We start from the raw sequence: 20,013 nt of genomic DNA, 5'->3' as shown, positions 1-20,013 counted from the left end.
CGTGAATCCCTTCCGTGGCAGCGAGTGAGGGTCAGAGTGCCCTCGACCCGTTTGGTTCCTCCCTGGGCGCACATGCCGTTCCATGGACATAGGCCACGTTAACGCCTGTGTGTTGCTGAATTATTGCTCGTGGCTCAATCGTCGCGGGTCAGCACAGTTTCGGTCTATCGCAGGACCGGTGAGCCCCGAATGCTTGAGTCAAAGTGTTGAGAGAGCAACGTCACGTCGCATCCTTGTAGCGGTCGCTGAATACAATCAGGCATACACCCAGCACGATAGCGAAAGACTTCCACAGCACCACATCAGCACCATTGAGCGTTTCACGGTGCAAGAACAGCATACCGAGCCCCCCCGTAGTGAGAAGACTCACGCCAACCCAGGTACGCAGCCGGGGTGACCTCAGCCAGCGATCAATCGCAAAGCCTATGAACAGCGACAGGGCGATCTGAACAGGATCCTCGTACATCAGTGACTCTCGGGTAGTTAGGCTCTGGACAAAGAGCCAGGAGAACCTGAGACGATACCTGCGGAAATACCACTCCATATGCCAGCCAACGCCTGACAAGCACGTGGGAAATTTCCCAGATCAGGCAGTTAATACCCCAGCGCAAGGTTTCATCACCCGACTCCCCGCCATCGCGCCCCTCAATCGTCCCGGGTCAGCACCTCCAGCAACTCGATCTCGAAGGTGAGGTCCGAATTCGCTGGAATCGACCCGACCGAACGCTCGCCATAGCCCAGGTGCGCCGGCACCAGCAGCTTGCGCTTGCCGCCCACGCGCATGCCCATCAGGCCCTGGTCCCAACCCTTGATCACCCGGCCGGTGCCGATCACGCACTGGAACGGCTTGCCGCGCGACCAGGACGAATCGAACTCGCTGCCGTCGGCCAGGGTGCCGCGGTACTGGGTGGTGATCAACGCGCCCTTGACCACGGCCTTGCCGTCGCCTTCCTGTAGATCGATGACTTGCAGCTCACTGCTCATGGCAGGTTCCTCGAGACGGTTTTGATGGGCGCCCTTTTCTCAGGAATATGCGGGTTTGGCAAGGCGGGTCGGCTCAGGACGGGGCGAACTGGTCGAAGATCTGTTGGCCGGTGAGGTTCTTGGTCTCGTTCTTGAAGCAGTACCAGGCGGGCTTTTCGTCGATGAAGATCTGCTCGGTGAAGGTCCAGTTTTCCGTGCCGTCCAGCAGGCCGACCGGCACGACGTAGAGGTTGCTCTCTTTCAAGCGGTAGAACAGGTGCGTGCCGCACTGGCCGCAGAAGCCGCGCTGGGCCCAGGGGGAGGAATCATAGGCGCTCGGGGTTGGGCCCTGGAACTTCGGGGGCTCGGTGCAATGGACCGCCAGCAGCGGGCCGCCGGTCCATTTGCGGCACATGCTGCAATGGCAGGCGCTGACATGGGTATTGTCGATTGTTGCGCTCAGGCGGATTGCGCCACACAGGCAGCTGCCTTGTTTTTCCACGGGCATCTTGGGGCTCCTTGCGGTTGTTCCGGGGAGTTGCAGTATAGGCGCAGGCTCCAGGCATCTCCGGTATCGCCCTGACTCAGCCCAGCATCCTGGCCAGGCGCTCGTAGGCAAGTGTGCATGGCCGTACCCTGGATAATCCAGGCGCGCCCATGCCCACTCGACCTAGCATTTTTGCCAGTTGTTGCACATCAGTACAATTCCTAACTTGGGAGCTCCGGCAATGCCTGTCCCCCGCGCCGGCCAGGAGAAGCACCTATGAGCAGCACGTCCAATATGCCCGCGAAAACCAGCGCTACCACACCCCCTACAACGACAACGACGCCCACACCCGCGACCACAACTACAACTACAACTACAACCACAACTACAACTACAACTACAACTACAACTACAACTACAACTACAACTACAACTACAACTACAAACTCAACCACAACCACAACTACAACCACAACTACAACCAGCACAACTGGTACCTGCACCGGCCCCACTCCCTCCGCCAACCTGATGCCTCCGAAAATGACGGATGCCGACGACGATGGCCATGGGAATGGTGGTCTCGGCTACTATGACTTGTTGCACAACCCAAAGAAGATTCTTGAAACGCGTGTTGGCCCATACCTCGACGTAGCGGATGGCGATGACATTCAGCTATTTCTGGACGACACCATGATATACAGTCGATTCGTCAAAAAAGACGAGACCGGCGTCATAGTGCTAGAACCTACTGCGGAACACTTTATAAATACAAACGAAGGCTTGTATGGCCTCTGGTACAAGTTCATAAGTTTCCCAGGTGGCATAGAGTTCCCCTCGGATGAAACTGAGCTCTTCATAAAGACCACGATCCCCGGAGACCCTGATAAAGCCCTGCCGCTCCCAGAGGAAAACTACAAGCTGGAAAAAGCGTCGATCGTCCCTGAGTGGTTGGCAGGGGACACCGAGAAGGTCACCATAACGGTCCCCAAATGGACTTACCAATCCGGATACGACACGTTGACAATACATTGGTCCGGTTTCGAACACAGTATCCGAATTGATGATATTTATAATGACACGGTGATCGTCCTCGACGACTTGCGATCCAAGATCCCTGGCGGCAGAACTTCGCTGACCTACAGCATTACCGACGATGCAGGCAATTACTCGCTCCTGGCCCCGCCCACGACGGTGGACGTGGACTTCGACTATCCCGAACAACCTGGCGCGCCGCGCGTTCTTGTCGACGGTCATGAAGACCAAGAGATCGACATGAGGTACCTGTTGACCGCTGACCTAGTGGTGGTGGTGCCTGCGAATGAGAATCTGCAGCCAGGACAAGCTGTCGTCGTTGAGGCATACGGTCGCAACGCCGACGGCGAAGACATGACTTCTACAAGTGACCCACAGAACGCCGGCTCTCCGGTTGAAGACATGTTGTTCAAGATTCCCAATGACTTCGTAAAAGCATTGGTGAAAGGTTCGATCCGTGTCGCCTACCACGTCGACGGTCAACATCTGTCGAAAAGTACTTTCCGGCTGGTCATCCACACCGTCATAGCAGCCCCCACGCTTCCCCAAGCCAAGAACGACAAGCTGGATTACCTACGCGATGTGCTGCCCGATCAGCATCTCAAGGTCGATGTGGAGCCTTACCCCGGTATGCGAGCTGGACAAAAGGTCACTGTCGTGTGGAAGGCAACGGGCGTTGTTGAATGGCGCAGCGAGGAGAAAATAGTCCGTTCGAGGGAGACCCTGAATTTCTTGTTGCCGGACTCGCTGGCGATGGGGGGCTACTCGAGCGAGGTCTCCGTGACCAGCTTTGTAAATGGCATAGCTTCCACACCACGCGAAGTGGCCATTGAGCCTCAAGCGGTGGAAACTCCGGCCATCAAAATCATCCCTGATGGTGACAAGTATACTGCCGAAATCGAGTTCCCAGACTGGGAAGATAGCGACAAGGTTAACCTCATAATTAATGGCCGAGTGGCAAAGCGCTCTATTGGATATCGCCAATTTGATGAACCTAAAAAAGCTAAAATTCTGGCGCTAGACTCCTGGATAGAAGAAAACCGAGGCGGCGCCGTCTTGTTCAACTACGGTATCCGGCGCGACAAGGATACAACCTTCCTCTACTCACCTCCCGGGCTCATTCAGCTCTGAACTACCACCAGGGCCCTATCCGGCCCTGGCTCTCCCTGCCACGCTACCGAGGCACGAGAACTAGCATTTTTGTCAGGTTACTTCCCATCACCCTTGGCTCAAGCTACCCGCACGCATGAGCCAGGAAGTGACGCCCATGTTCACCTTTTCCCACAGCATGCTCAGGCTATTCCTACAGCCTCAGTTCACTTCTTCCCGCACTCTTCAGCGCTCCCCGAATGCTTGTCCCACTTACTTATTCGCGTCGGAGTCTACGATGAAAAAAGACCTGTGCTTGCGTGCCCGCCGGCCATATCGATTCGCCTGTGCCCTGCTGCTCGGCTGCACGCCCCTGGCCACCGCAGGTGTCCTTGAAGGGCGCAGTGAACAGGCCACTCTCGAGGCCGGCAGCCCTGTGGAGTCCTGGCAGGTGAGCAATGGCGCCACCCTGAACATGAACGCCGGCAGCCAGGCCGATGCCTCGGATTCGTCATCGGGCGTGGCGATCTCACTGACCCAAGGCGGTAACCTTAACGCCACGGGCGCCACCATCAGGGCCGCCGGGCGCGCGATTATCAACAACGACAGCAACGTCACCCTGGAGCGCACCCATGTGATCGCCACCAGTGATGGCACCAGCGCTTTGTCTGGCGTCGCACTGCAGATGTACGGCGGCACCAGCACCATCGGCGACGAATCGAAGCTCGAGGGCGACCTCCACGCCATTGCCATCAGCTCGGACAGCCGAGGTGATAACCCCGGTAATCAAGAAGCCACCCTGAACATCGCCAACAGCACGCTGATCTCGACCACCGGCAGCGCGATCCATGTCGGCAAGGCCTTCGACTCGGAACCTATCGCCCCGATAGCCCATATCAACCTTAGCGATGGCACCGTGGTGGAAGCAGGGAACGGCAACCTGCTCGAGGTGGAAGACGACGCCAGCGTGTTCCTGACCATCAAGACCAGTGAAATCGAAGGCGATATCATCTCTGCCGACACCGCCACGACCCATGTGGCGCTCGGTGAAAACGCCATCTTGCGTGGCGCGATGCAGGGCGTGGACCAGCTCGATGTCGGCGGTTCCGGGCAATGGATCGTCACTGCTGACTCCTCCATCGACGAACTGCTCACCAACAGTGGCAGGATCACCTTTCAAAACGACAGGGAAGGCGACAAAGCCGGCCGGATTCTGACCGTGCACGGCGACTACGTCGGCGATGGCGGCAGCATAGAATTCAACGCCAAGCTGGAGGGCGATGCCTCGGTAACCGACAGGTTGATCATCGAAGGCGATACCAGCGGCACCACGTCGGTCAGCGTCAACAACCTCGGCGGATCTGGTGCCAAGACCTTGAACGGTATCGAACTGATCACCGTCGGCGGCGCCTCCAACGGGGAATTCACTCAGGCAGGTCGTATCGTTGCCGGAGCCTACGACTATCAACTGGTACGAGGTGAAGGCGACAACTACGGCAACTGGTACCTGCGAAATGAACTGATCGATCCCGGCAACCCTGACGCGCCGATCCTGATCGTACGCCCCGAAGGCGGCGCCTACGCGGCCAACCTGTACGCCATGAGCACCTTGTTCGATGCCAGTGTCGGCCAGCGTGGCGGCGACACCGAACGTGCCGACACCCTGGCGGCCGATGGCCGTTCGACCAACCTGTGGATGAAGCACAGCGATGGACACCAGCGCAGCACCGACAGCAGCGGGCAACTCAACACCCATGTCAGCCGCAACGCCACGCTGTTCGGCGCCGACCTCGCTGGCGGCTCCACTCGTGCCGGCGGCGCCTGGCGCACGGGGGTCTTTGCCGGCTACGGCAACAGCCATGGCAACAGCACCTCGCAGCTGACCAACCACTCCGCCAGCAGCCAGGTCAAGGGCTACACCACCGGTGTCTACGGCACCTGGTACGCCAACGGCAACAGCGAACAGGGCCTGTACACCGATGCCGTGCTGCAGTACAGCTGGTTCGACGCCCAGGTCTCCGGCGACGACGTGGCCACCGAGCGCTACAGTGCCAAGGGCGTTTCCACCTCGCTGGAGGCCGGCTATGTGTTCAGCGACCGCTTCGACGACGGCGATGCCTGGTTCCTGCAACCCAAGGCCAGGGTGGTCTGGTCGGGCGTGACGCCGGACGATCACCGTGAAGACAACGGCACCGTCGTCTCCACCCAGGGCAGCGATACCCTGAGCGTCAGTGTCGGCGCCCGCGCCTCGCTCAAGCTGAACTACACCGGCGATGACACCCTGGTCGACAGCTTCAAGCCCTTTGTCGAAACCAACTGGATCCACAACAGCCGCCAGGCTGGCGTCAGCCTCGACGGCGTCAGTGTGACCCAGGCCGGCACCCGCAATATCGCCGAATTCAAGGTCGGCGCGGAAGGCCGCATCAACCGTGATCTGACCATCAGCGCGTCGCTGGCCCAGCAAGTGGGCAGCAACGACTTCTCCGATACTGCGGCCTCCCTGGCCTTGCGCCTGTCGTTCTGACCGCCTGAGCATGCGTCGGCCAAACCGACGCATACCCCTCCCGCCAGCGCGACCTAGTAATTCTGTCAGCTTACAAGTTCGCGCTTTTTCCCGACTATGAACCTGCGTTCGTTTGCACCGTACCCGGTATCGAAACGACTTGAAGCACTGCCAAGGCCCGTCACCGCCTGCCCCAAACCTGAAGCCCTGACAGCACAGGAAAACAACCATGTCCGAACGTTACTTCATCGCCGAGTATAGGCCTGCCCCCCTGCCGGCCAAGTCCATTGCCTCGCAATGTGGTTGCCATAGCCGGCGCACCTACAAGGCGGTCCGCAAACCTAGTCGCAATATCGCCAAGTGGGGCTTTGATGAGAAACTGGTGTTTCCCAAGGATGCGCTCGCTCCGCCTCTCCCGGGTGTCGAGCCAGACAACCTGTTGCTGACAGCCTTCAGGAACTACCCCATCACGCTACGGTTCAGGATCCCGGCGAAAGTTGTCGACCCAACCCAGGATGCCGTACTGCTTCTCGTGGACGGGAGCGCGTTCAGCATCCCGATCACCTTCGAGGGCTACAAGGCGGGGGACATCTTTTCCATCGAGCTGCCCGCCAGCGCTCGCAAGGAAGGCACTCATACAATCCAGTACCGCATACATTACTCGAACAACCAGTCGGAGGACGGCCCCCTTCAATCCTTCAAGGTCGATCTGACAGCACCTGGCCTGCCGTCACTGGCCGAGTTGAACGTTGATCCCGCCATCCGCGATGGCGGGGTCACCTCGGCCACCCTCGAAATCCACAATGGCAAGCACTATCTCAGAACGACCCTCAATGGCTACAACGGTCTTGGAATTGGCGACAGGATCCGTGGCGTGATCGCCGACCTCGACGGGTTCGGCAGCACAACTGATGTCGAGCAGGAATTCGGGCCTGGCGACGAGATCATCCTGCGGTTCCTGAGGGAGGACATCGAACGCGCAGGGGATGGCCTTAAAACTTTCGCCTACACCATCACCGACCGCGCTGGCAATGTTTCGCCCCCCTCGCGCCCCGTGACGCTCAAGGTACTGCTCGAGGGAGAACTGACGGGCCTGCTGGCGCCGGAAGTGGCGGACAGCGCTGACGGCATCATCAATGATGAAGAAGCGCGCAAACCGCTTGAGGTGATCATCCCCGCCTATGCGATCAACACCCGGAAGAGAAAGTCGAAACGCATCCCGAAAAAACGCCTCAAGAAAGGTATTTTGCCAGGCGATGCCATCGAGTTGATCTGGGGCGATGCCTACCACGAACTGCTGCCCTACCCCGACGGTGAGGAAGGTGCCCGCCTGCCTATCTACCCGGACTATGCGGCCCTCTACGACACCTGGAAGGCGCAATCGCAGGGGCGGGATAAAGTCGCGCGCATCACGGTGCGCTACCGGATCATTCGCGAAGGCATGGTGGCCGGCACCTCCGCAGGATTGGACGTGAACATCAACCTGCACCAGGTGGGTGGCGATCCAGAACCCGGGGTACCGACCCACCCGAACCTGCGCCCAGCCGTGCTGATGTCCTGGTCAGGGCAGCTCAACTACATTCCCAAGGATGACTACGACAAGGACGCCAGGCTCTTCGTGCCATGGTTCGACCGGCACTCACCGACGGCACCGGTGCTGATCAAGGGCGATGTGGTCCGGCTCAGATACGGTACCTATGCGTTTTCCCCCCGGACCGTCAGCGACGCTGACGTCGGCAGGAAGGCTGACCTCGAATTTGCCCTCACGCCCGACCTGATCGCAGAACAAGCGGGAGGTACACAGGCCGTGGTCTATGAGGTGGAGCGCCCTGTCCAAGGCCCGACCTACAACACGTCACAGGGGCCGGTCCAACCGGTGCTCGTTGACGCGGATGAGCAACTGCCTGGCGATGGCGATCTGGGAGAAGGTGAGTACGCGCCCCTCAAGTCCGCCTGCTGCATCATCCCGGCTGATTTCGAAGATGACAAGATCGTGTATTTCGTAACGCCGGCCTACAAGCACAAGCGACCAGAGGACGTGATTGAGATTAACCTGGTGCAAGTAGAGGGTATTGAACACACGGGTAATGAGGAGTTCTTGGAAGAGTCGAGAATCATCTGCTCCTATACGGTGCGCGATATTAGCGAAGGGACCGAGGCGTACCCATTTCCCCTTCCAACGGACAAGCTGCTCGCTCCCAACAAACGCTGCCATATACATTCCACCTGGCGGGTCATCAGGAATGGCAAACCGGTAGAGAACGACACCACCGCCCTGCTGATCGTGGACTCCCGCGGCACGCGGTGAACCGCGCACGGCATTCCAGCCCTCCGTCCACGGGAACCCTTCGGTCGATACCGAGGGGCCTCCCACAACGCGTGCGATAAAAGCGCACTTCTTGCCTGCCTCCTTCATCGGGCACGCCCGCTTGCCACTGGCGACCTGGCAATTCTGTCAGGTTACAAGCGCGCGCTTTTTTCCGATCATGACCTTGTGATTACATCGGCTGCGCCAGGTACCGGGACAGCCAGTAGAACTGCCGTGGCAACGCCCGACGGGGCACATTGCACGGCAGCAACCCTGTGAATCCCCCAGCCACTGGAATGCAACCATGTCAAAACGATCTTCTCGCATCGCCGTGGACACACCCGGCAAGGTGCCAAGCCAATCCATTGCCTACTCCGGGCGTTGCAAGTGCCCAATCGTCTACAAGGCAAAACGCAAACGGTCACCAAGTATACTGGGTTTTCCTGATCCCTTGGTGTTCCCGGCGGACACCCTGGCGGAATTGCCGCCATCCGGCGTTGCAGACAATTTATTATTGGCAAGCGTCGAGAAGGATACGCTCAAGCTCACATTTCCAGTGCCTGCCACGATCAAGGACCCGGTCAAGGATAAAGTGCAACTGGTAGTAGATGGTGTTCCATTGGAGCCGCCCGTCACGTTCGAAGGTAAAAAACCTGGGGACACTTTTGAAATCGACTTGCCTGCTTCTGTTCGCACGGAAGGCATCCACACGATCATCTACAAAGTCATATACTCCGGCACTGGAACAGAGAGCGGCCCACCACAATCCTTCATTGTCGACCTGACCGCGCCTGGCGAGCCCTTGCTGGCCGAGTTGATAGTTGACGAGCTAATCAAAAAGAACGGGCTGACCTCGGACAAGCTTAAGGAAGACAACGGCGAGCAATACCTGGAATGCACCGTTGCCGGCTATGGCGGCATAGCGCCCGGCGACATCACCGAGGGGACGATCAGCAGCACGTTACGTTCTCGACGCAAAGCCCGGGGGAGCATGCGTCGTCGTCCCCAGGACGGATTGACGCTGCGCTTCCTGCGGGCAGATATCGAGGCCTTGGGGGACGGTACGCTCGATTTCACCTACACAGTCACGGATCGGGCGGGCAATGTTTCGATGGTGTCCCTCCCACTGAGGCTGAAGGTACTCCTCAAGGGTGAACTGACAGGCCTGCTCGCCCCGCAAATTGCTGCCCACAATGACGGTCTCATCATCGATGCAGAAGCACGCGCACCTCTGCAGCTGGTCGTACCCGCCCATCCTGGCCCGCCGGCTATCCAGCCGGGTGACATGATTGAACTGGTGTGGGGTAACGCCGTGCATGAACTGGTGGCTATCCCTCGTGGTGAAGAAGGCGACCCGCAGACTTTGTATCCCTCTTATGCAGCCCTCTACGATACCTGGAAGCAGGCAACGGCAGGTGCCAACCTGGTCGCCAGTATCGACGTGTTCTACCGCATTATTCGAAACGATATTGTTGCCGGCACCTCTGCGATCACCACAGTGGCGGTCAACTTGTTTCAGGTTGGCGGCGATCCAAATCCAGATCCGGAAGATCCGGTGCATCCGAACCTGCGCCCCCCCTACCTGGAAACCGCAAGCAAACAATACAATGAAATCCCCAGTGACGAATTCGACCAGGACGCCACGATCTACATACCGTTGTACGATCGAACATTCCCACCCAGGAAGGTCTTGGAGGAGGGCGACAAGGTCTCGGTCATTTATGGTGCGATAGCGTTTCCTGTACGTACTGTCACCGAACAGGAAGCGGACGGTACGGCCGATCTGCAATTTACGCTGACTGCCGCCCAGATCGCGCAGGAAGGCTCTGGTTCAAAACCGCTCTACTTCATGGTAACCCGCGCGATCACAGGAGGGGCGGAGAATACTTCGCTGTCCTATGAACAACCGATCACGGTGCACGGAAACGATGAACTACCGGGCGAAGGAAGCCTCGGGGATGGCGAATATATCCCTCTCAATGGCGACGGCAGAATCACAGTGGACGAGATCAAGCGGGGGGTCAAATTCATTACACCGTACTTTAAGAACAAGCAGAAGGGTACCACTATTTCGGTCGAGGTGTTCCAGGCCGTTGATGATACACACGACGATAGCGAAACGCCTATCGAAGGGAGCAAATACACCTTCTCGAAACCCGTTGGTGAAGACGATAAAGACAAAGAAACAGAGTTCGAAATCCCTGCACATCATCTGTTGTTCCCAAATGATTTTTGCCATATCCATGTCACCTGGACCGCGACAAATGAATTTGGGTCTGTATCAAATTCCACGACTCCCTTGGTAATTGTCGACACCCGCGGCGAAAACGCTGAGTCTAAAAACAAGAAAAAGGGCAAGGGCAAGGGCAAGGATCAGACTAAAACCAAGTCTAAGTCTAAATCCAAGCCCAAACCCTGATCCCTGCTCTCATGGTTCATGGCAGACGATGCGACATCAGCGTACCCCTCCAGGGGGGTACGCCTTCTGCGTTACAGAGTCACCGTACCGCGCAAGTACAAAGCCGCATGGCCACTGATGATTACCCGACCATTGCCCGGCAGCTCACAGACCAGTTGCCCCTTGCGCGTCCCACCCTGCTCACAACGAAGCCGTGCCAGCCCAAGCCGCTCAGCCCAGTAAGGGACCAACGAGGTATGCGCCGAGCCGGTGACAGGGTCTTCATTGACCCCGACCCGCGGCCCGAACCAACGTGTGACGAAATCGAACCCTCCCCCCGGCGCCGTCACCGCGATGCCACGCACGTCGAAGCGAGACAAGGCCACGAAATCGGGCTGCAAGGCCGCGAGCACCGCCGGGTCATCGATCACCACGATGTAGTCGTCGGTACGATACAGGCCTCGCGCACTGGCCAAGCCCAGGGCCTCCAGCAACCCCGCTGGTATCTCCACTGCCAGCGGCTGCTTGGCCGGGAAATCCATCGCCAGCAGGCCCTCGGCGCCGCGGCTGACCCGCAGTTCACCGCTGCGGGTGTTGAAGCGCAGCACCTCTCGCTGCTCGCCCAACTGCTCGAACAGCACCCAGGCCGACGCCAGGGTGGCGTGGCCGCACAAATCAACTTCGACCGTCGGGGTGAACCAGCGCAGGTCGTAGCTTTCACCGTTGCGAACGAAATAGGCGGTTTCGGACAGATTGTTTTCTTCGGCGATACGCTGCAGCAGCGCATCGGGTAGCCAGCTCTCCAAAGGGATCACCGCCGCTGGGTTGCCGCCGAACGGTTTGGCGGAAAAAGCATCGACCTGGAAGATCTCGAGTTGCATGCATGCACTCCTTCAAGTGAGAGTTATGGGCTGACTGGGGCTGCTCTGCAGCCCATCGCCGGCAAGCCGGCTCTCATGGAACAAAACACAACTCTTTGATTTGACTGGGACAGCGTGGGAGCGGGCTTGCCCCGCGATGCGGCGTTTGGCACCGGCTACGCCGGTGATCGCGGGGCAAGCCCGCTCCCACGCTGGAATTCTGTTCCCTGCGCGACAGCGTAGCCCGGAGGGCTGGGCGATCTCCCACAGGGAATAGAGATGACCTGTGGGAGTTGGCTTTCCGGTGACGGGTACAGGCTATCCGCGTACCGGCGTGAGCACCGGATCGCCGGCAAAGAACGCCTGCAGGTTACGCAACACCAGGCTGACCGTGTCGCGGGCGGCCTCGGGCGACTGGCCGGCGACATGAGGGGTGAGCACGGTATTGCCGAGGGCCTTGAGGGCATCGGGCACGCCCGGTTCATCATCGAACACGTCGAGTGCGGCGCCGGCAATCCGCCCCTGGGCCAAGGCGGCAACCAGCGCCTGGGTATCGACCACGCTGGCGCGGGCGATATTCACCAGGTATCCCTCGGCGCCCAGCGCGTCGAGCACCTGCGCGTCGACCAGGTGCTGGGTGCCGGACCCGCCTGGGGTGGCGACGACCAGGATATCCACGGCATCGGCCAGGTGCAGCGGGCTGTCGTACCAGGTGTAGGGCACATCGTTGCGCGGAGTGCGGCTGTGATAGCTGACGGGCATGTCGAAGCCGAGGCTGGCACGCTTGGCGATTGCCAACCCCACCGCGCCCAGCCCCAGGATGCCCAGGCGTTTGCCGCTCACCGACGGGCTGATCACCCGCTGCCATTCGCCACGGCGGGTGCTGGCGTCGGCACGGTGGATGTCGCGTAACAGGGCCAGCAGCAGGGCCAGGGCGTGATCGGCCACGGCGGAGGCATTGGCGCCGGCGCCATTGGTGACGGTGATGCCACGGGCAGCGGCGGCGGCCAGGTCGACCTGCTCGTAGCCGGCGCCTATCACGCAGATGATCCGCAACCGGGTCAGTGTGGCAATTTCATCCGCCGTGAGGCCCAGCGGGCCACGGGTGAGCACGGCGTCGATTTCGCCGGCGTGACGGGCGATGGCGTCGGCGCGCATCTTCGGCGACGGTGCGCGGATCAGGCGATAGCCGGCCCGTTCCAATAGCGGCAGGTAGTCATCGACGGTTTCCACCAGCACCAGGACTGTCTTGCTCATGCCACCCTCCGGTTGAATGCGAAGGGGGATTATGCGCGGACAGTTCCTACAGGACCACCCACGGCAAACTAGCAGTTTTGCCAGGTGCCGGCTTCGGGCGTTCTTGCAATGCTTGCGCAACTGACAACTTCCAGGGCCATTCACATGAACCTAAGAGTACTTGTTCTGACCTGCCTGCTGGTCTCGGGTTGCGCCACCCCGCCACCTACCGCGAACAGCCCCTCTCAAATGACTCAGGATGGCGCCCTGGTGGCCGCACGCCTGAACGAACGCTACAACTATGCACCGCCCGACTGTGGCGAGGACTCCAAACCGGCCTTCCTCTGCAGCGGCGTGATTTTCAGAGCCACCCGATACTCACCTGAGTACGACTCGTGGAACCCCAGCCCTAACTCGGTGGCCAGTGGGGGAGTTTCATTCTCCTATCTGCGCAAAGACGCCAAATTCAAGAACATGGTGCCAGGGCAGCACAATGGCTTCATCTTCCATCCGGTCCTCAATACGCCTTTCGGCAAGCAGACATTCAATATCCTGTGCTACTTCCCGATCGACGCCGACACCGACCAAAGGGAAAAACCGGGCTGTGGTGAGCACAAGGACTACCCCAGCGTTAGTCGCTCCTGCGAGCTACAGAATATCGATGCCGCTCTGGCTTGGCATATCCACTACCTCGCGACGCAGATGACGCGTGAAAGCCAATGCGGCTTCAATATCCGCGACGACCGCAATGAGGCCGCCGGCCCGGCCTTCAAGCAGGCCATGCTTGTACATAACATCTCCGGCGCAATTCAGGATCACCTGTTCCAGACGGCAAACGAGTTTCGCATTGCCACCTGGCCACAGAACATCCCTAATGAGCTACCGATCGAAGCATTCTTCTATGTCGATTCGACCGGACTGGGTAATGCCAGGAAAGATCGTGACAACTTCCAGAACAAGACCGGCACACGCATGCCACTGATCAAGATGACCCTGCCCGCTACCCTCCAGCAAGAGGCGCGTTTCGAATACATACCTGGCGACAATGGTTGATGCCGAAGCCAACACGACTCGAAACATTCGGCTGGTACGCTGACTACTGGCCGAACGCCCTGCCCAACCCACCCGGCACGCCACTGCTGTCAGTGTCCTGCCACGGCCCGTTGGGGCTCAGCGACCAGCTCCAGCCATTGTTCCAGCGGTAATAGGTGCGCTGGCGGTAGAACGTGTTGGGCTGCTTCTCCAGCACATAGACCCCCAGCTTCGGGTCCCAGTGGCTGGCGCCCCCCGGCGGTGGCGCGAAGCTGGCGGAGGTACGCGGCATCGGCTTGGGAATCGCCGCCGGCTTGCTCGGCTGGGTGCCGGGCTGGCCACCTGGCAGGGGCTTCACCACCGGCCCCTTGTGCGGCGGCGGGGTGGTCTCGATCGGCGGCAACGGCTCACGCTCCCCGGGCTGATGCACCGTACACGCGGAAAGACCCAGGGCCAGGGAAATCAGGGTCAGGCGGACGGTGCTGTTCATGGGGCTGCTCTCTTATGAGTCGGGGCTGTCGATGGTCACATGCTGGGTGCCCCGGGTGCCGGTGGCCAGCGGGGCGCTCTGGCCCTTCCATTCACCTTCGGTGGGCTGTCCGGCGCGCGAGACCCGGGCAACCAGTTGGACTTCGGCGAAGTCCGACAGTTTCATCTGCGGCATCATAGCATCGGCATCGGACAGCTCCACCTCGATCGGCAGCTGCGCCACCGTCACCCGCTTGGCCGCCAGCGGCATGGGCGGGCCATTGCTGGCGCGGGCAAAGATGAACACGGTGTCGTCCGGGCGCACCTTGTCCTTGAGCGCTGCGGCCAACTCCACCCGTACCTTCAGGCGCGACTTCTCGGCGACCTTGCCGCCACCGGCCTTGAGCTTGTCGGCGGCGCGGTCGATGCCGCCCTGCAGCGCGTCACGGGACGCATCGCCCTGCGGCAACTGCGCCAGCAGACGCTGCCAGTAGTCGATGGCCTCCTGGTAGCGCTCGCCCTCGAAGGCGGCGATGCCGCGCAGGCCGAGGCTGGTGACCTCCCGTGGGTCGGCCTTGAGCGCTTCGTCGGTAAGTGCCTGCAATTGCGCCGACCACTGCTTGTCTGCAGCGAAGTACAGCGACTGCGCCCACTGCCCGAGCAGCTCGGGCTGGCGTCCGGCCAGGGCCACGGCGCGCTCGAAGGCCTTGGCCGCGTCGGCTGGGCGCTGCTCGGCCATATAGGCACGACCGAGGAAGTACAGGCCTTCTGCAGAGTCGGGCTGGGCCTGCACCGCACGTTCCAGGCGCGTGGTCATTTCCGCCATCGACTGCGGCGCGCGGGCGAACTCCTGGGTCAGCTCGACTTTGTCCGCGGCGCCGAAGTGCAGGTACAGCCCCAGGGCCATGGCCGGCACCAGCACCGCCGCCAGCAGCGGCACGGGCTTGCCCAGGTGGCCCTGACGCGTCACCTCGCCGCGCTCGGTGTCGGCCAGCAACTCACGGGCGGCCTCATCGCGGCCATTGGCCAGTTGCTGTTCGTCGAGAACGCCTGCCGCCTGCTGGGCGGCCAGTTCGGCAACGCGCTCTTCATAGAGCGCGACATTGAGGGCGGTACGATCCTGCTCTGCCTGCTGACGGCGACGACCGCGCAGGATCGGCAGCAGCAGGAAAGCCAGGGCGGCGAGCAGCAGCAGGCCCGCGCTAAGCCAGAATTCAGTCATGGGTACGTTCTTTATCCAGCAGTTTGGCCAGACGCTCGCGTTCGTCGGCGGACAGTTCGGTGTTGCCGGCCACGGACTGGCCACGGCGACGGCGCACGATCAGCGCCAGCACCACGAAACCTCCAGCCAGGAGGATCCCCGGGCCAAACCAGAGCAGCCAGGTGCGCCCGCTGAGCGCCGGCTTGTAGCGCACGAAGTCGCCATAGCGATCGACCATGAAATCGACGATCTGCTGGTTGTCCTTACCCTCGCCCAGCATGCGGAAAATCTCGCGGCGCAGGTCGGCGGCGATGGGCGCGTTGGAGTCGGCGATGTCCTGGTTCTGGCACTTGGGGCAGCGCAGTTCCTTGGTCAGTTGCTGATAGCGCTCGCGCTCGGCGTCGTCGCGGAACTGGTAGGTGTCGATGGCCGCCTTGGCCACCCCGACCAGGCTCAGGCCGAGCACGGCGGCCGCCAGCCAGCGCCTCATGGCCGGGCCTCGTCGACCAGTCCCTGGTACAGCGGCGCCAGCTGTTCGCGCCACACCGTGGCATCGACCACGCCCACGTGCTTGTAGCGGATGATGCCCTTGGCGTCGATCAGGAAGGTTTCCGGCGCGCCGTACACGCCCAGGTCCAGGCCCAGCGAGCCTTGCTGGTCGGCGATGTTCAGCTGGTACGGGTTGTGGAACTCGGCCAGCCACTTCAGCGCGGCGGCGTTGTCGTCCTTGTAGTTGACCCCGTGGATCACCACGCCCTGCTCGGCCAGCTGGTTCAGGTACGGGTGCTCGACCTTGCACGACGGGCACCAGGTGCCCCACACGTTGACCAGTGCCGGGCGGCCGATCAGGTCGGCCTGGGTGAGGCTGCGATCGCCCTGCACGCTCGCCAGCGCGAACGCCGGGAACGGCTTGCCGATCATCGCCGATGGCAGTTCGTCGGGCTTGAGGAACAACCCCTTGTAGAGAAAGACCGCCACCAGCAGGAACACCGCCAGCGGCACCACCATGATCCAACGCTTCATGCAGTCGCTCCAGACACGCCCAGGGCCTCACGCACCCGGGTCTTGACCTTGACGCGGTAGCGTCGGTCGAGGGCCGCCAGCAAGCCGCCCAGGCCGGTCAGCAGACCGCCCAGCCAGATCCAGCGGACATAGGGTTTGATATGCACCCGCACCGCCCAGGCGCCGTTCTCCAACGGCTCGCCCAGGGCGACGTACAGATCGCGAGTGAAGCCGGCGTCGATGCCGGCCTCGGTCATCATCGACTGCTGCACGGTGTACAGGCGTTTTTCCGGGTGCAACACGGACACTTCGCGGCCATCGCGCGAGACCCGCACGGTGCCCTTGTCGGAAATGAAGTTCGGGCCTTCGAAGTGCTTGGCCCCCTCGAACAGGAAGTGATAGCCACCCAGCTCGACGGTCTCGCCCGGCGCCATGCGCAGGTCGCGCTCGGCGCTGTTGTTGCTCGACAGCACCACGCCCAGGGCGCACACCACCAGGCCCAGGTGCGCCAGGTGCATGCCCCAGTAGCTGCGGCTCAGGCCCGCCAGCCCCTTGGCCAGGCCTTTGTGACGGGTCTTGTCGAGGATGTCGCGCACGCCGCTCAGGACCACCCAGGCGGCCAGGGCGAACACGCTCAGGGCCGGCCAGTCGAAGTCGTCGACGAGCAGCCCGGCGAGTGGCGCCAGCACCGCGCTGCCGACCAGCACCGGCGTCAGCATGCCGGCCAGCCACTTACCCGGGGTATCCTTCCAGCGCACCACCACGCCCACGCCGAGCACCACCATCAGCAGTGCCATCAGCGGCAGGAACAGGGCGTCGAAGTAAGGCGGGCCGACCGACAGCTTGGCCCCGGTCAGGGCGTCGAGCACCAGCGGGTACAAGGTGCCCAGCAAGATCATCGAGGCGGCCACCACCAGCACCAGGTTGTTGGCCAGCAGCAGGGTTTCACGAGACCACAGGGCAAAGCCCACCTGGCTCTTGACCACCGGCGCGCGCAGGGCGAACAGGGTCAGCGAGCCGCCAACCACGAACAGCAGGAAGATCAGGATGAAGATGCCGCGCGACGGGTCGGCGGCGAACGCATGCACCGAGGTCAGCACGCCGGAGCGCACCAGGAAGGTCCCCAGCAGGCTCAGGGAGAACGCGGCGATGGCCAGCAGCACAGTCCAGCTCTTGAACACTCCGCGCTTTTCGGTGACCGCCAGCGAGTGGATCAGCGCCGTGCCCACCAGCCAGGGCATGAACGAGGCGTTCTCGACCGGGTCCCAGAACCACCAGCCACCCCAGCCCAGTTCGTAATAGGCCCACCACGAGCCGAGGGTGATGCCCACGCCGAGGAAGGCCCAGGCGACGATGGTCCAGGGCCGCGACCAGCGCGCCCAGGCGGCGTCGAGACGCCCGCCGAGCAAGGCGGCGATGGCGAAGGCGAAGGCCACCGAGAAGCCCACGTAGCCCATGTACAGCATCGGCGGGTGGACGATCAGGCCGAAGTCCTGCAACAGCGGATTGAGGTCGCGACCATCGCCCGGCACCTGCGGCAACAGGCGCGAGAACGGGTTGGAGGTGATGATCAGGAAGCTCAGGAAGCCCACGCTGATCATGCCCATCACCGCCAGCACCCGCGCCAGCATCACCTGCGGCAACTGCCGCGAGAAGATCGACACGGCGAAGGTCCAACCGCCGAGGATCAGCGCCCACAGCAGCAGCGAGCCTTCGTGGGCGCCCCACACAGCGCTGAACTTGTAGTACCAGGGCAAGGCACTGTTGGAGTTGCTGGCGACGTAGGCGACCGAGAAGTTGTCGGTCATGAAGGCGTGGGTGAGGCAGGCGAAGGCAAACGCCAGGAAGGCGAACTGCCCCCAGGCCGCCGGCCGCGCCAGGCCCATCCACAGGCTGTCGCCGCGCCAGGCGCCGAGCAGCGGTACAGTGGCCTGCACGGCGGCGAAGCAGATCGCCAGGATCATCGCCAGCTGGCCGAGCTCGGGGATCACCAGGGCCGCATTCATGGCTTGGCTCCCGCGTCGCTGGCGGCCTGGCCGCTTTCCTTCAGGGCCTTGGTGACTTCCGGCGGCATGTATTTCTCATCGTGCTTGGCCAGCACCTCGTCGGCCACCACCACGCCGTCGGCGTTGAGCTTGCCGAGGGCGACGATGCCCTGCCCTTCGCGGAACAGGTCGGGGAGGATGCCGCGGTAGGTGATCGGCACCGACTTGGTGTAGTCGGTGACCACGAAGCGCACGTCGAGGGAGTCGGCCGAGCGCTGCACCGAGCCTTTCTCGACCATGCCGCCGGCGCGGATGCGGGTGTCCAGCGGCGCCTCGCCGTTGGCGATCTGCGTCGGGGTGTAGAACAGGTTGATGTTCTGCTGCAGCGCGCTCAGGGCGAAGCCCACGGCGACGCCGACACCGGCCAGCAGGCCGAGGATGATGAACAGGCGTTTCTTGCGCTGCGGATTCACGGTTTGCTCTCCCGGCGCAGACGACGCGCCTCTTCTTGCAGGTAGCGGCGACGGGCCAGCAGGGGCGCGGCGACATTCAGCGCCAGCACCGCCAGGCAGATGCCGTAGGCCGACCAGACGTACAGGCCATGGTGGCCCATGGCGAGAAAATCACTGAAGGACGCAAAGCTCATCGTACCGCCTCCCGTCCGAGCTGCCCCAGCACCTCATCCTTGACCCAACTGGCGCGGGCTTCGCGCTTGAGCACTTCAAGGCGCATGCGCAGCAGCAGCACGGCGCCGAAGAAACAATAGAAGCCCAGCGCGGTGAGCAGCAGCGGTAGCCACATCTCAACGGGCATTGCCGGTTTTTCGGTGAGGGTGAAGGTGGCGCCCTGGTGCAGGGTGTTCCACCACTCCACCGAGTACTTGATGATCGGGATGTTGACCACGCCGACGATCGCCAGCACTGCGCAGGCCTTGGCCGCGCTGTCGCGGTTGCTGATGGCCTGGCCCAGGGCGATGATGCCGAAGTACAGGAACAGCAGGATCAGCATGGATGTCAGGCGCGCGTCCCAGACCCACCAGCTGCCCCAGGTGGGCTTGCCCCAGATCGCCCCGGTCACCAAGGCCACCGCGGTCATCCAGGCGCCGATGGGCGCCGCGCACTGCAGCGCGACGTCGGCCAGCTTCATCTTCCACACCAGCCCCACCACCCCCGCCACCGCGAGCATCACGTAGCACGACTGGGCGAGCATGGCGGTCGGCACGTGGATATAGATGATGCGGAAACTATTGCCCTGCTGGTAGTCCTGGGGGGCGAAGGCCAGGCCCCAGGTGATGCCGACCAGCAGCAGCACGATAGAGGAAACGGTCAGCCACGGCAGCATGCGGCCGCTGATGGCATAGAACCATTTGGGGGAACCCAGCTTGTGGAACCACGTCCAACTCATTTTCATCAGGGTACATCCAGGGTATTGGCCGGGCTGCGGTGCCCG

General features: G+C 61.7%; 19 protein-coding genes. 6 read left to right on the top strand and 13 right to left on the bottom strand.

The window, feature by feature from the left end; genetic code table 11:
* Positions 1–220: 220 nt before the first annotated feature.
* The 3 genes from K2O50_RS08005 to K2O50_RS07995 all read right to left on the bottom strand — a co-directional run bounded on the left by K2O50_RS08005 (position 221) and on the right by K2O50_RS07995 (position 1,471).
* The gene (locus tag K2O50_RS08005) at positions 221–466 is read right to left on the bottom strand and encodes a hypothetical protein (protein WP_156329660.1); all 246 of its coding nucleotides are present in this window, start codon (positions 464–466) and stop codon (positions 221–223) included.
* A gap of 179 nt (positions 467–645) precedes the next feature.
* Positions 646–984, bottom strand: a complete 339-nt coding sequence (locus K2O50_RS08000) for an FKBP-type peptidyl-prolyl cis-trans isomerase (RefSeq protein ID WP_050706629.1) — start codon at positions 982–984, stop codon at positions 646–648.
* 73 nt (positions 985–1,057) lie between these two features.
* Positions 1,058–1,471 (bottom strand): GFA family protein, encoded by a 414-nt coding sequence (locus K2O50_RS07995; protein WP_050706630.1) that lies wholly within the window; start codon positions 1,469–1,471, stop codon positions 1,058–1,060.
* Positions 1,472–1,620: 149 nt separating this feature from the next.
* On the opposite strand from K2O50_RS07995, the gene K2O50_RS07990 reads away from it, so the two are divergent.
* The 5 genes from K2O50_RS07990 to K2O50_RS07970 all read left to right on the top strand — a co-directional run bounded on the left by K2O50_RS07990 (position 1,621) and on the right by K2O50_RS07970 (position 10,801).
* Entirely contained in the window at positions 1,621–2,043 is a 423-nt protein-coding gene (locus K2O50_RS07990; protein WP_220689984.1) for a hypothetical protein, read from the top strand.
* On the top strand, positions 1,991–3,613 hold the full coding sequence (locus K2O50_RS07985; protein ID WP_052896068.1) for a hypothetical protein: 1,623 nt from the start codon (positions 1,991–1,993) through the stop codon (positions 3,611–3,613). The genes K2O50_RS07990 and K2O50_RS07985 overlap by 53 nt, the downstream gene beginning before the upstream one ends.
* A gap of 256 nt (positions 3,614–3,869) precedes the next feature.
* Complete coding sequence (locus K2O50_RS07980) at positions 3,870–6,095, top strand: autotransporter outer membrane beta-barrel domain-containing protein (RefSeq protein ID WP_050706633.1); 2,226 nt, start codon at positions 3,870–3,872, stop codon at positions 6,093–6,095.
* Between the two features lie 208 nt (positions 6,096–6,303).
* A complete protein-coding gene (locus K2O50_RS07975) occupies positions 6,304–8,382 on the top strand; it encodes a hypothetical protein (RefSeq protein WP_050706634.1) in 2,079 nt (692 codons plus the stop codon).
* Positions 8,383–8,686: 304 nt separating this feature from the next.
* Positions 8,687–10,801 (top strand): hypothetical protein, encoded by a 2,115-nt coding sequence (locus tag K2O50_RS07970; RefSeq protein WP_156329661.1) that lies wholly within the window; start codon positions 8,687–8,689, stop codon positions 10,799–10,801.
* Positions 10,802–10,872: 71 nt separating this feature from the next.
* Here the strand turns inward: K2O50_RS07970 and K2O50_RS07965 are convergent, their stop codons facing one another.
* Positions 10,873–11,661 (bottom strand): PhzF family phenazine biosynthesis protein, encoded by a 789-nt coding sequence (locus tag K2O50_RS07965; protein ID WP_050706636.1) that lies wholly within the window; start codon positions 11,659–11,661, stop codon positions 10,873–10,875.
* Positions 11,662–11,958: 297 nt separating this feature from the next.
* Entirely contained in the window at positions 11,959–12,897 is a 939-nt protein-coding gene (locus tag K2O50_RS07960; protein WP_050706637.1) for a 2-hydroxyacid dehydrogenase, read from the bottom strand.
* Positions 12,898–13,146: 249 nt separating this feature from the next.
* Between K2O50_RS07960 and K2O50_RS07955 the strand changes: the two genes are divergently transcribed.
* Positions 13,147–13,929 carry a hypothetical protein gene (locus K2O50_RS07955; protein ID WP_156329662.1) on the top strand — a complete coding sequence of 261 codons (783 nt, stop codon included), beginning with the start codon at positions 13,147–13,149 and terminating at the stop codon, positions 13,927–13,929.
* Positions 13,930–13,972: 43 nt separating this feature from the next.
* Here K2O50_RS07955 and K2O50_RS07950 read toward each other — a convergent pair whose 3' ends face one another.
* From K2O50_RS07950 to K2O50_RS07915, 8 genes are read right to left on the bottom strand one after another with little or no spacing between them, the layout of a single operon-like run.
* A complete protein-coding gene (locus K2O50_RS07950; protein WP_050706639.1) occupies positions 13,973–14,398 on the bottom strand; it encodes a hypothetical protein in 426 nt (141 codons plus the stop codon).
* Between the two features lie 12 nt (positions 14,399–14,410).
* On the bottom strand, positions 14,411–15,598 hold the full coding sequence (ccmI, locus tag K2O50_RS07945) for a c-type cytochrome biogenesis protein CcmI (RefSeq protein ID WP_050706640.1): 1,188 nt from the start codon (positions 15,596–15,598) through the stop codon (positions 14,411–14,413).
* On the bottom strand, positions 15,591–16,067 hold the full coding sequence (locus K2O50_RS07940) for a cytochrome c-type biogenesis protein (RefSeq protein ID WP_050706641.1): 477 nt from the start codon (positions 16,065–16,067) through the stop codon (positions 15,591–15,593). The genes ccmI and K2O50_RS07940 overlap by 8 nt, the downstream gene beginning before the upstream one ends.
* A complete protein-coding gene (locus tag K2O50_RS07935) occupies positions 16,064–16,600 on the bottom strand; it encodes a DsbE family thiol:disulfide interchange protein (protein ID WP_050706642.1) in 537 nt (178 codons plus the stop codon). The genes K2O50_RS07940 and K2O50_RS07935 overlap by 4 nt, the downstream gene beginning before the upstream one ends.
* Positions 16,597–18,570 (bottom strand): heme lyase CcmF/NrfE family subunit, encoded by a 1,974-nt coding sequence (locus K2O50_RS07930; RefSeq protein ID WP_177330856.1) that lies wholly within the window; start codon positions 18,568–18,570, stop codon positions 16,597–16,599. The genes K2O50_RS07935 and K2O50_RS07930 overlap by 4 nt, the downstream gene beginning before the upstream one ends.
* 11 nt (positions 18,571–18,581) lie before the next feature.
* Positions 18,582–19,037: a cytochrome c maturation protein CcmE gene (gene ccmE, locus K2O50_RS07925; protein ID WP_028691020.1), complete on the bottom strand. Its 456-nt coding sequence runs from the start codon at positions 19,035–19,037 to the stop codon at positions 18,582–18,584.
* Positions 19,034–19,210: a heme exporter protein CcmD gene (ccmD, locus tag K2O50_RS07920; protein WP_011534872.1), complete on the bottom strand. Its 177-nt coding sequence runs from the start codon at positions 19,208–19,210 to the stop codon at positions 19,034–19,036. Before ccmD ends, ccmE begins: the two co-directional genes overlap by 4 nt.
* Positions 19,207–19,974, bottom strand: coding sequence for a heme ABC transporter permease (locus K2O50_RS07915; protein ID WP_050706644.1), 768 nt, complete (start codon positions 19,972–19,974; stop codon positions 19,207–19,209). The genes ccmD and K2O50_RS07915 overlap by 4 nt, the downstream gene beginning before the upstream one ends.
* Between the last annotated feature and the right edge of the window lie 39 nt (positions 19,975–20,013).

It is taken from the genome of Pseudomonas sp. 2hn, assembly GCF_019646095.1.
In the GTDB taxonomy this organism is placed as follows: Bacteria; Pseudomonadota; Gammaproteobacteria; order Pseudomonadales; family Pseudomonadaceae; genus Aquipseudomonas; species Aquipseudomonas peradeniyensis.
Note: the sequence above shows the minus strand (reverse complement) of the source record. Positions and strands in the feature narration are given on the sequence as shown.